This window comes from Anaeromyxobacter sp. (assembly GCA_016718565.1).
In the GTDB taxonomy this organism is placed as follows: domain Bacteria; phylum Myxococcota; class Myxococcia; order Myxococcales; family Anaeromyxobacteraceae; genus JADKCZ01.
In genome coordinates this window covers 431,247-442,485 of record JADKCZ010000005.1, presented here as the reverse complement: position 1 = coordinate 442,485, position 11,239 = coordinate 431,247, and the positions used below count along the sequence as shown (strand labels likewise).

Here is an 11,239-nt window from a genome sequence, read left to right as displayed (position 1 = left end):
GGCTCGCCGGCCCAGGGCGAGCTGGTGGAGCGCGGCGTGGCCGGGCTGGCCGCGGCCGGGAGCCGGCTCACCGGGCTGGCCGCCTTCCGCGGGCGGGTGGCGCGGCTGGCCGCCGCCGAGGCCCGCGGCGACCTCGACCTGGTGCTGCGCCTGCGGGCCGAGAACGGCGCGGTCTCGGCCTGGACGCTGGCCGGCCCCTTCGGCGCGCTGTCGGCGCTGGACTTCGACCGGCCCTTCCCGCCGGAGGTGGGCACGCTGCCCGCCGAGGCGCCCGCGCCGCTGCTCGGGGCGCCGCGCCCCACCCGCCCGCTCGAGGCGCCCGACGGGGTGGCCACCCTGGAGGGCGAGCCCGCCGAGGGCGAGCAGTTCTACCTGGCGGCCGACCTCACGGTGGCGCGCGGCGGCCGCTACCTGGTGGTCATCGGCGCCGCGGCGTCGCTGCGGGCCTGGGTGGACGGGGCGCCCCTGGCCGAGCGCCGCGCCTTCGAGGGGCCCGCCCCCACGCAGCTGGTCCGGCCGCTCGAGCTCGCGGCCGGACGCCACCTGCTGCTGGTGAAGCTGGCCCGCGGCGGGGCCCGCACCACGCTGGTGGTGAACCTGGCGCGGGTCGACGGCGAGCCGTCGGACGTCACCTCCGCCCCGCGCCCGCCCGGTCCGCTGGCGGCGGCCGCGCCGGGCCCCTGGCCGGCGCCGGGCTTCACCCCGGCCGAGCTGTTCGGGGCGCTCCGGTCCGGCGGCCTGGCCCTGGCCGGCCTGCTGGCGGCGCGCGACGCCCAGGCCGGCGACCTCGAGGCGGCCAAGCGGCTGCTCGAGGACGCCCTGGCCGCCCACCCCGCCTCGGCGGTGCTGCGCGCCGCCCGCGGGGCGGCCCACGCGGCCGACGGCTCGCTCGACGAGCAGATCGCCCGCGGCCGCGCCGAGGCGGCGCTGCGCGCGGCGCTGGTGGCCGACCCCGGCGACGGCGAGGTGCGGCTGGCCCTGGCGGACCTGGTGCGCCGCGCCGACCGGCCGGCCGACGCCGCCGAGCTGCTGGCCGGGCTGCCGCAGCCGCTCACCCTGCGCCCGGCCGCGCTGGCCGCCCAGGCCCGGGTGGCGCTCGACCGCGGCCTGGCCGAGGAGGCCGAGGCGCTGGCCGAGGCGGCCCGGGGCGCCGGCGGCAGCTGCGACGCCCTCAAGCTGCTGGCCGACCAGGCCGGCCGGCGCGAGGCCGCCGCGCGCGAGGACGAGCTCACCAGCGCGCTGCTCGGCTGCCGCGGCGGGCGCGAGCGCCGGGTGCGGCTGCTGGAGCAGCGGGGCGACGCGGCCGGGGTGCTGGCGGCGCTGGCGCCGCTGCTGCGGGCCCGTCCCACCCAGCTGCAGGCGGTGCTGCAGCGGGCCAACGCCCTGGCGGCGCTGGGCGACCACGCCGCCGCGGCCCGCTCCCTCGAGGGGCCGCTGGCCACCTGGCCCCGCGGGGTGGGGCTCCTCAAGGCCGCCGCCGACCAGCTCGAGCTGGCCGGCGACGCCGTCGGCGCCCGGCGGCTGCGCCAGCGCTCGCTGGTGGTGGACGGCAGCGACCTCGGGCTGCGCCGCGCCCTGGCGCTGGAGGACGGCCACGACGTGCTCGACGACGTGGCCCAGGACGGCCCGGCGGCGCTGCGCGCCTACCTGGCCACGCCCAGGCGCGAGGCGGCCGGGTCGAGCCTGGTGCTCGACGCCGCCGCCATCGAGCTGCACCCCGGCGGCGCCCTCACCGAGCGGGTCCACCAGGGTGATCCGGGTGCTCGACCAGCAGGCGGTGGACCAGCAGGGCGAGCTGGCCGCGCCCTCCGGCGCCCAGGTGCTGGCGCTCAGGGCCCTCAAGGCCGACGGCCGCGTCTTCGAGCCGGAGGGCGGGGCCGGCAAGGGCACCGCCTCCCTGCCCGGCCTGGAGCCGGGCGACTTCGTGGAGCTGGAGTACCTGCGCTCGGTGCGCGGCCCGCACGCGCGCCAGGGCGTGGCCGCCGACCCCTTCTTCTTCGCCACCCCCGGCGCCAGCATGGTGCGCTCTACCTACCTGGTGCGGGCGCCGCCCGGGCTGGGGATGGCCGCCGACGCCCACGGGCTGCCGCCGCCCCAGGTGGTGCGCCAGGGGGACTTCGAGGTGGTGCGGGCGGAGGCCACCGAGGTCCCGGCGCTCATCCCGGAGCCGGGCGCGCCTCCCGGCCCGGAGCACACGCCCTTCGTGCACGTCGGCGTCGGCGGTGGGCGCGAGGCGGTGCAGCTGGCGCTGGCCGACGCCGCGGTGCCGCGCACCGCCCTCACGCTGGAGCTCCGGGCGCTGGCCGCCGAGGTGCGGGCGCTGGCGCGCGCCGGGACCGCGACCTCGAGCGCGACCTCTCCCGGGGAGGCGCTGGTCCGCGCCGCCGCCGAGCGGGTGCGGGCGCTGGTGGTCGGCCAGGGCGGCTCCTTCGGCGAGGAGGCCAGCGTGGTGCTGTCGCGCGGCCGCGGCAGCCGGCTGGTGCTGCTCAAGGCGCTGCTCGACGCCCTCGGCGTGCGCGCCCGCTTCGCCCTGGCGCGGCCCCTGGGCGGCGACCGGACCGACTACCGCTTCCCCAGCCCGGCGCTCTGGAGCGCCCCGGTGCTGCGGGTGGAGCTGCCGGGGCAGGTCCTCTGGCTCGACCTCGCGCTGCGCCAGCAGCCCTTCGGCCTGCTCTCCGAGTGGGCCCAGGGCGCCGAGGCGCTGCTGCTGCCGGCGCCGGGCGAGCCGGCCGAGGTGGTGCGCACCCCGGTGCAGGACGGGCGCCCGGAGGGACGCGAGCTCGACCTCACCGTGACGCTCGACGCGGACGGCGGCGCCGAGGTGCGCGGCGTGGACCGCCACCACGGCACCCAGGGGGCGGCGGCCAAGGCGGGCTTCGAGCGGCTCGACGAGAGCGCCCGGCGGCAGGGGCTGGAGGCGCTGGTCTCGCGCGCCTTCCGCGGCCTGGCGCTGACGGAGCAGGCCATCGAGGGCGAGGACGACCCCGAGGCGCCGTTCACGCTGCGCTGGCGCGGCGCGGTGGCGACCCTGGCCCGGCAGGGCCCGGGGGGGCTCGAGTTCGACGCGCCCATCCTGCAGCTCCGGCTCGGCGCCCGCCACGTGCAGCTGGCCACCCGGACCACGCCCCTCCTCCTGGCGACCACCGAGCGGGCCACCCTCCGGCTCACGGTGGTGCCGCCGCCCGGCGTGAGGCCGGTGGCCGGGCTGCCGCAGCGGCTCGAGACCCCCTTCGGCAGCTACGCCCGCACCGAGCGGGTGGAGGCCGGCGCGCTGGTGCGCGAGGAGCGGCTGCTCCTGCCGCGCGGCCGCATCGCGCCGGCCGACTACCCGGCCTTCGCCGCCTTCTGCGCCGCGGTGGACGCGCTGCAGGCCAGGCCGGTGACGCTGCCGCGGTGAGGGGGGCGGTCCCGGGGCCCGGGAGGCCGGCGCCGCCGCGGCCTCGCCGTGGCGGGGGAGGGGCCTGGCCGGCACGCCGCCCAGGGGCCTCGGCCGGATGGCGCCCGCTACTCGAAGAGCCGCTCGGCCACCGCGCTCTCGAGGTCCAGGCCGCGGCTGGTGAGCACCAGCCGCCCGGCGCGTCGCACCGCCAGCCGCCGCCGCACCAGGGTCTCCACCTCCCGCGCCTGCGCGCTGGAGAGGGCCGCCAGCGCCACGCCGCGCCGGGTGCGCAGCCCCAGCATGAGCCGCTCGTTCCGGTCGGCGGCGGGCGAGATGGGGTCCTCCTCTCCGGTGGGGAGCCGCCCCGCCTCCACCGCGGCGAGCCAGGCCCCGGCGTCGCGCAGGTCCTGCCAGCGGAGCGAGCCGCCGGCCCCGCCGCGCCGGCAGCCGGCCGCCCCGGCGCCCAGGCCGAGGTAGCTCTCGCCGTCCCAGTAGAGCTGGTTGTGCACCGACTCGTGGCCGGGCCGGGCGAAGTTGGAGACCTCGTAGCGCCGCAGGCCGAGCCGGCGCAGCCTGTTGCGGATGGCCCGCGCCTGCGCCACCGCCTCCTCGTCGCCCGGGAAGGTGAGCCGCCCGGTCCGGGCCGCCCGCGCCAGCGGCACCTCCTCGGCCATCACCGCGGCCTCCAGCGTGAGCGCGTAGGCCGAGACGTGGCTGGCCCCGCAGGCCACCGCCCGCGCCGCGTCGGTGGTGGCCGTGGCCACGCTGGAGCGGCGACCGGCGTAGATCAGGTCCACGCTGACGCTCGGCAGGGCCGCCGCCGCCGCCTCGATGGCCCGGGCCGCGGTGACGCCGTCGTGGCGCCGGCCCAGCTGGGCCAGCACGCCGGGATCGAAGGACTGCACGCCGATGGAGAGCCGGTTGACCCCGGCCTGGCGCCAGGCCGCCAGGCGGCCGGGGTCGCAGGACTCCGGGTTGGCCTCCAGCGTCACCTCGCGCAGCGCCGCGTCGCCGAAGCGGGCGCGCAGCGCCGCCAGCACCTCGGCCACCTCCTCCACCGGCCAGCGCGAGGGCGTGCCGCCGCCCAGGTAGACGCTCACCAGCGAGAGGTCGTCGAACGGGGCGGCGCGCAGTCCGAGCTCGGCCAGCACGGCGCGCCCGTAGCGGCCGCCGGCCGGCACCGGGCTGGTGGTGACGGCGAAGTCGCAGTACGGGCAGCGGTGGGCGCAGTAGGGGAAGTGGACGTAGACGCCGAAGGGGGCGGCAGGCGCTGCCGGGGCGGCGATCACCCGCCTCATGTACCATGCCGGGGTGCCCCCACCACCCTCGGCCCCGAGGCTCCGGCTCGCCTCCGGGGTGGGCCTCGTCGCCGCCAACATGATCGGCGCCGGGGTCTTCCTGTCGGCCGGGTTCATGGCGCAGGACATGGGCCCTGGCCCCATCCTGCTGGCCTGGGTGGCCGGCGCGCTGCTGGCCCTGTGCGGCGCCGTCGCCTACGGCGCGGTGGCCAGGCTGGTGCCGCGCTCCGGCGGCGAGTACCGCTACCTCTCCGAGCTGGTCCACCCGGCGGCCGGCTACCTGGCCGGCTGGGCCTCGCTGCTGGTCGGCTTCTCGGCGCCCATCGCGGTGGACGCGCTGGCCGCCGGCGCCTTCGCCCGCACCGTGGTGCCCGGGCTCGACCCGACCCTGACCGGGGCGGCGCTGGTGGTGCTGCTCACCGCGTTCCACGCCGCCGGCTTCCGCACCTCCACCCGGACCCAGGACGTGCTGGTGGTGGTGAAGGCCGCGCTGCTGGCGGGCTTCGTGCTGGTGGGGCTGGGCCTGGGGGCGCGCGCCTGGCCCACCTGGCTGCCGCCCGGCGCGGCTCCGGGTGGAGGCTTCCCGGTCGGCGCCTTCGCCGGCAGCCTGTTCTTCATCGCCTTCGCCTTCTCCGGCTGGAACGCCGCGGTCTACGCCGCCGAGGAGTTCGAGGCGCCGGAGCGGACCGTGCCCAGGGCCATGCTGGTGGGCACCTCGCTGGTGGCCCTGCTCTACCTCACGGTGAACTGGATCTTCGTGGCCAACCTGGCCCCGGCCGAGGCCGCGGTGGTGTTCCGCTACGAGGCCGACCAGGTCACGCTGGGGCACGCCGTGATGGCGCGGCTGATGGGGCCGTGGGCGGGCGCGCTCTGGTCGGCGGCCACGGTGCTGGTCTTCCTCTCGGCCATGAGCGCCATGATCTTCCTCGGCCCGCGGGTCTACGCGGCCATGGCGCGCGACGGGTTCCTGCCGCGCTTCCTGGCGGCCAGCCCGCACGGTCACCCGCCCCGCGCCGCCATCCTGCTGCAGGGGGCGCTGGCGCTGCTGATCGTCTTCACGCAGGGGCTGCGCGGCGCGCTCGGGCAGGTGGGGGCGGTGCTGGTGCTCTTCGCGGCGCTGACGGCGCTCGGCCTGGTGCTGGCGCGCCTGCGCGGCCGCACGCCGGCGCCGTCGCTGGCCGCCCTGCTGGCCGCCGCCGTCTACGTCGCCTCCTCGGCCTGGATGTTCTGGAGGGCCTTCGGCGAGGCGCCGGTGGTGCTGGCCTGGGTGGCCGGCGCCGCGGCGGTGGGGCTCCTGGCCTACGGGCTGTCGCGGGGGCGCGGCGCGGCGGCGCGCGCCTGAGCGACCGCCACGCCCGGGAGGCCAGGCCGCGCGGCCGTCGGGTGGGCCTCAACTCGCGCAGGCGAAGGCGGTGGAGCCCATTCCGCCGCCGGCGGCGCACCGGTCGCGCTCCAGGTCCGCCTCCCGGCCTCACCAGGCCAGCGTCGCCTCCAGCCCACCCGCGTGGCGCGTGTAGTTCTTGTCGTCGTAGTCCAGCGCGTGGCACCCGGGCGACGAGGGCAGGCAGGTGGGGCCAGGGCGGCCGGTCCGGGCCACCGTGGACCAGTTGAGCGACAGGTCGTAGCGGACCGCCAGCCACAGGTGCGCCCCGAGCTTGAGCCGGGCCGTGGCGCCCAGGAAGGCGAGGTCGTCCAGCCGGAGCCGCGGCGCCACCACCGCGCTGGTCACCCCGCCGAGCGCGTCGGTCTCCTGGCGCCGCAGCAGGCTGGGCCCGTCGTAGCGCCGCCCCTCCCAGCCGAGGAGCAGGCCGAGCGCCAGCCGGTCTTTCGCCTGGCCGGGCCAGAGCCGGTCGCCCAGCTCGAGCTGCGCCGAGGCGGCCAGCTGCAGGCCGTCGGAGCCGTACGGGATCTCGTACCGCTGGCTGCAGGTGTGCCCCACCGGGCAGGGCAGGTTCTGCTGGGTGGCCTGCTCCAGCACGCCGAGCCGCTCCCGCCGCCAGCGCAGGCTGGCCCCGAGCAGCAGCGGGCCCAGCTGGTGGGCCTGCCCGAGCGCCAGGTCGAGGCGGTCGCCGTCGAGGTGCTCGAACTCGCCGGAGAGCGCCAGGCGGCCGCCCCAGCCGATGTCCAGCCGGGTGGAGGAGGCCGCGCTCCAGGCGCGTGAGGCCGAGCCGCCCAGGCCGCCGCCCGCCTGCAGGCCGCGGAAGCTGGAGAGGCCGGTGAAGGCCGCGTAGCCGTCCGCCCAGAGCGCCAGCCGCCAGGCGCCCAGCTGCCGCTCCACGCCGACGGTCAGCTGGTGCTGCTGGAGCGAGTAGTCCTCGGCGGTGGCGGAGGGGTAGGCCAGCTGATCCAGGCCGTAGCCCAGCCAGAGCGTGGTGCCCGGCGCGGGGGTCCAGCGGCGCTGGGCGGCGCCGGCCAGCGAGAGGGTGGCGCCCTGGACCCGGCCGGAGGCGATGGGGGCTCCCTCCGGCGCGGTGCCGAGCCCGGACTGCAGCACGTTGCTGTCGTAGCCGACGCCAGCCAGGAGCGAGAGCGTCGGGGCGCGCAGCGGCTCCGGCGCCGGGAGCGGCGGCGGGGCCGAGCCGTCGCCGGCGACGGCCGGCGCGCCGACCACGCCAACCACGCCGACCACGACCGGCTGCGAGGGCAGCGGGCTCGCGGCAGGCAGCGCTGCGTCCAGCTCCTCGGCCAGCCGCCGCACCGGCTCGCTCAGGCCCGGCAGGGAACGGAGGCCCTGCAGCAGCGCGCGCGCCCGCGACGGCGACCCCGCGTCGAGCGCGGCGAAGCCGGCGTTGGCCAGGGCCGCCGGCGCCAGCGCCTCGTCGAGCGTGGCGGCTTCCAGGAAGGCCTGCTCGGCCTCCGCGGCGCGCCCCAGGTCGTAGAGGCAGGCGCCGCGGTTGTACTGCCACCGGCCCCGCGGTGGCGCGTCCTCGGCGCGCCCCGCGGCGTCGAAGGCGGCCAGCGCCTCGGCGCTCCGGCCGGCGCGGAAGCGCGCCAGGCCGGCCAGGTCGAGCGCCGCCCCCTGCCGCGGCGGTCGCGCCTCGGCCAGCGCCAGCGTCGCGGCGGCCTCGTGGTCCAGGCGCGCGAACGCCTCCCGGGCCGGCGCCAGCGGGTCGCCGGCCAGGAGGCCCAACAGCAGCGCGAACGCGAAGCCCGGGTTCATCGAGGGCGTCGGTCGGGGGGCGGTCCTTCACTCCGTGGTGGTCGTGGTCCGCCGGGGGTCCCCGGCGCGGCGCCAGGGGTGGCGCCGAGCGGCGGTCCGAGGTGAGGGCCACGCGGGCCGTCGCCTCGCCCGGGCCCCTGGCCCGGCGCGGGCTGGCCGGCGCCCGGCGCCTGCTGCCCTTGGCCCGGTCCCTGCCCTGGCGGTCCCGTGCCCTGGCCGGAGCCCGGTCCCTGCCCTGGCGGTCCTGTGCCCTGGCCAGTGCCCGGGCCCTGGCCAGGCACGCCGGTCGGTGAGCCGTCCTTGGTCGGGCCGCGCGGCGTGCCGGCGCCGGCGGGCATGGCGCCGCGCATCCGGTCGATGACGCTGTCCACCTGCTCACCGGGGGCGATGACGTCGATCCGGTGGGAGGCGCGCAGGCGCGGGTTGGCCGCGCCCGTGCCCGGCGTGCCTGGGCCGGCAGCGGGGCCGGATGCGCTCGCCGGGCCGGAGGCCCGGGGCAAGGCGCCCGCCGGGCCGATGGCCGGGGAGGAGGAGACGGGGCCGCCGGCGCCGGGGACGGGCGGCTCCGACCGCGCCGGCCCGGCCAGGCCGAGCGAGGCGCCGATGGCGAGGGCGGCGATGAGGTGCCGGGCGCTCATCCCTCGGTCACCTCGAGCGGCACGTCATGGGCGATCCACTCGCCGCCGACGCGGGCCGTCACCGTCAGGTGGTACCGCCCGGAGCGCTGGCCGCGCACCGCGATGGGGATCTCGTTGCGGCCGGCCGCCAGCGACTGCGACCACGCGAAGGAGCGGTCGGGGAGCGCCTGGCCGCGGCTCCAGAAGACCAGCCCGTCGGGCAGGGTGACCCTCACGTCGGCGCTGGCCACCGCCACGCTCACCGTGAGGTCGAGCCGGACCAGCGCCACCTGCGTGGCCGGCACGGTGACCACCTGCCGGACCTCGGAACCCTCGGGGTCGCGCTCGCCCTGGGCCGTGGGGGCGGCCGCGCCGCTCCCGGCCGGTGCGACTTGGACAGGGCCGGCCAGCGCCGAGCGCCCACCTGGAGTGGCCGGTGCCGGGGCCGGGCCGCGCCAGGCGAAGACCGCCAGCGCCGCCGCCGCGGCCAGGCCGGCCGACGCCGGGAGCGAGAGGCGCGGCGCGGCGCGCCAGGCGTCCACCAGGCGGGCCCATGGGGAAGGCGGGACCGGCGGGGGTGCCTCGGCGAGCCGGCGATGCAGGGCGGCCCCGAAGTCGTCGTCGGGCGGATCGACCCGCAGGCGACGCAGGCGCGCCGTCACGTCCTGCTCTCTGGGGTCCACGGGACTGGTCATGGTCTGCTCCTGCCAAGGTGTGACGCCGCACCGTCAGCGAAAGTTCCCGGTTGGGTCGCGGTCGCACCCTCAGGCGGCGGAGCCTCCGCCAGGGCCACGGCCGCGTCGGCCGCTTCCAGCAGGCGCCTGAGCTGGGCCCGGCCCCGGGAGAGGCGCGACCGGACCGTGCCCACCGGGATGCCCTCGATGACCGCCACCTCGTCGTAGCTGTGGCCCTCGAGGTCGAACAGCACCAGCGCCGACCGGAACTCCAGCGGCACCTGGCGGAGCGCAGCCCAGACCCGTTCCCGTTCCTGGGCGTCGGCCAGCTGCTCGTCCGCCAGCGGGGCGCCGGCCGGAGCCTGGGCGTCGGCCTCCACCAGCGAGCGCTCCACCCCGCGCCTGGACGCGCTGCGGGCCAGGTCGAGGAAGGTGGTTCGCACCACCGCGAAGAGCCAGGTGGTGAAGGCCGCCTGGTAGCGGAAGGAGCGCAGGCTGCGGTGGACCTTGAGGAGCGCCTCCTGCGCCAGGTCGTCGGCGTCGGCCGGGTGCGGCGCGAAGGCGCGGGCGTAGCGGCGCACCTGGCCGAGGTGGCCGGCCACCAGGAGCTCGAAGGCGCGCGGCTCGCCGGCCTGGGCGCGGGCGATGAGGTCGTCGAGGTCGGCGCGGCTCGGCACGCCGCCACCTTAGTCGAGCCCGGGCGGGCCGGCAGCCGCGCGAACGGGGCCTGCCGGCCGGCCGGGAACTTCCTCGGCGGCCGCGGCGTCTGAACCACGAGACCCCACCCGGGCAGCTCGCCCATCCACCGCGGTGACCCCTGCCGCCAGAGGAACTCCTCCCATGACGCTCTCGAAGACCTCCACCCTCCTGGTCGCCCTGGGCGCCGCGGCGCTGCAGCTGACCGCCTGCGGCCAGACCTCGTCCGGCACCACCGCCAGCACCGCCGTGGATCCCTCCAGCCTGTCGGTGGCCTACGCCTCGGCCAGCGACTCGGCCGGCACGCTGCTGTGCGCGCCGCTGGCCGCGCAGACCGAGGCCTGCGCCGCGCTGGCCGCCGGGGACCCCTGCGACCTCACCCTGGCCGACGCCACCACCGTGGCCGGCGCCTGCCGCCTGGCGGTGAACGGCGTCACGCTGGCCTGCGCCCCGCTGCCGCCCGCGCCCCCGCAGGCGCTGGTCGACGCCTGCGCCACCCTGGCGCTCGGCGACGCCTGCACCCCCGCAGAGGCCTTCGGCGCCACCCGCGCCGGCACGTGCGTGACCGCCCGTGACGGCGCCACGCTGGTCTGCGGACGGGTCCACGTGCCGCCCCAGGCGTGCGTCGACGCCTGCGCCGCGCTGGCGGCCGGAGACACCTGCACCATGCCGACCCGCAGCGGCGCCGTCACCGTGACCGGCGTCTGCAGCCTCGGCCCCGCCGGCACCGGCGTGCTGGCCTGCGCCCCCGTGCGCGACCTGCTGCCCCGCGGCGCCGAGGCCTGCGCAGGCCTGGCGGAGGGCGCGGCCTGCACCGTGGGTCGTCACCAGGAAGTGGCCGGCACCTGCACCACGCCGGTTGGCGGCACGGTGGCCATCTGCATCGTCCCGTGCGGCTCGCTCGGCGGCCGCTTCGACTGCCGTCCCCCCGGCGGCCCCGGCCCCGGTGACGGCGCTGGCGGCCCGACTGGTCCCACCGGTCCCACTGGTCCGACCGGTCCGACCGGTCCGGCATGTCCCACTGGTCCGACTGGTCCCACTGGCCCGACCGGCCCGACCGGTCCGACTGGCCCCACCGGGCCGACTGGTCCGACCGGTCCCACTGGTCCGACTGGTCCCTCTGGTCCGACGGGCCCCACCGGTCCGACCGGCCCCGTGATGCCGGGCGGTCGGTAGCCGCACGTCTGAGCCTCGACCTCACCGGTTCCTCGCAGCAGATCCGCTGCTGGTCGCGCGGCGCTCCCCCTTGGGCGCCCGCGACCGGCGGCGGATTTCGTTTCTGGAGCGTGCCGGTCCTCCGCGACCATGGCCTCATCCAAGCCACCGGCCAACCGAGCCCCGCTCTCCCGGCCCCGGCGAGCCCGGCTCAGCCGAACCCCGCTCAGCCGAACCCCGCTCAGCCGAACCTCGCCCGG

At 79.0% G+C, this 11,239-nt stretch carries 8 protein-coding genes; 2 read left to right on the top strand and 6 right to left on the bottom strand.

Annotated features, from left to right (window positions below; all coding sequences use genetic code 11):
- Nucleotides 1–407: 407 nt before the first annotated feature.
- Complete coding sequence (locus IPO09_14360; protein ID MBK9518503.1) at nucleotides 408–1,232, bottom strand: hypothetical protein; 825 nt, start codon at nucleotides 1,230–1,232, stop codon at nucleotides 408–410.
- A 527-nt stretch (nucleotides 1,233–1,759) separates the two neighbouring features.
- Between IPO09_14360 and IPO09_14355 the strand changes: the two genes are divergently transcribed.
- Nucleotides 1,760–3,397, top strand: a complete 1,638-nt coding sequence (locus IPO09_14355; protein MBK9518502.1) for a hypothetical protein — start codon at nucleotides 1,760–1,762, stop codon at nucleotides 3,395–3,397.
- 107 nt (nucleotides 3,398–3,504) lie between these two features.
- Here IPO09_14355 and IPO09_14350 read toward each other — a convergent pair whose 3' ends face one another.
- Complete coding sequence (locus IPO09_14350) at nucleotides 3,505–4,677, bottom strand: radical SAM protein (protein ID MBK9518501.1); 1,173 nt, start codon at nucleotides 4,675–4,677, stop codon at nucleotides 3,505–3,507.
- 13 nt (nucleotides 4,678–4,690) lie between these two features.
- Between IPO09_14350 and IPO09_14345 the strand changes: the two genes are divergently transcribed.
- On the top strand, nucleotides 4,691–6,019 hold the full coding sequence (locus IPO09_14345) for an amino acid permease (GenBank protein ID MBK9518500.1): 1,329 nt from the start codon (nucleotides 4,691–4,693) through the stop codon (nucleotides 6,017–6,019).
- A 129-nt stretch (nucleotides 6,020–6,148) separates the two neighbouring features.
- Here the strand turns inward: IPO09_14345 and IPO09_14340 are convergent, their stop codons facing one another.
- From IPO09_14340 to IPO09_14325, 4 genes are all read right to left on the bottom strand, one after another.
- Entirely contained in the window at nucleotides 6,149–7,837 is a 1,689-nt protein-coding gene (locus IPO09_14340) for a hypothetical protein (protein ID MBK9518499.1), read from the bottom strand.
- Between the two features lie 634 nt (nucleotides 7,838–8,471).
- Complete coding sequence (locus IPO09_14335) at nucleotides 8,472–9,149, bottom strand: hypothetical protein (GenBank protein MBK9518498.1); 678 nt, start codon at nucleotides 9,147–9,149, stop codon at nucleotides 8,472–8,474.
- Nucleotides 9,146–9,805 carry a sigma-70 family RNA polymerase sigma factor gene (locus IPO09_14330; GenBank protein MBK9518497.1) on the bottom strand — a complete coding sequence of 220 codons (660 nt, stop codon included), beginning with the start codon at nucleotides 9,803–9,805 and terminating at the stop codon, nucleotides 9,146–9,148. The genes IPO09_14335 and IPO09_14330 overlap by 4 nt, the downstream gene beginning before the upstream one ends.
- An 843-nt stretch (nucleotides 9,806–10,648) precedes the next feature.
- A complete protein-coding gene (locus IPO09_14325) occupies nucleotides 10,649–11,131 on the bottom strand; it encodes a hypothetical protein (protein MBK9518496.1) in 483 nt (160 codons plus the stop codon).
- Nucleotides 11,132–11,239 lie beyond the last annotated feature (108 nt).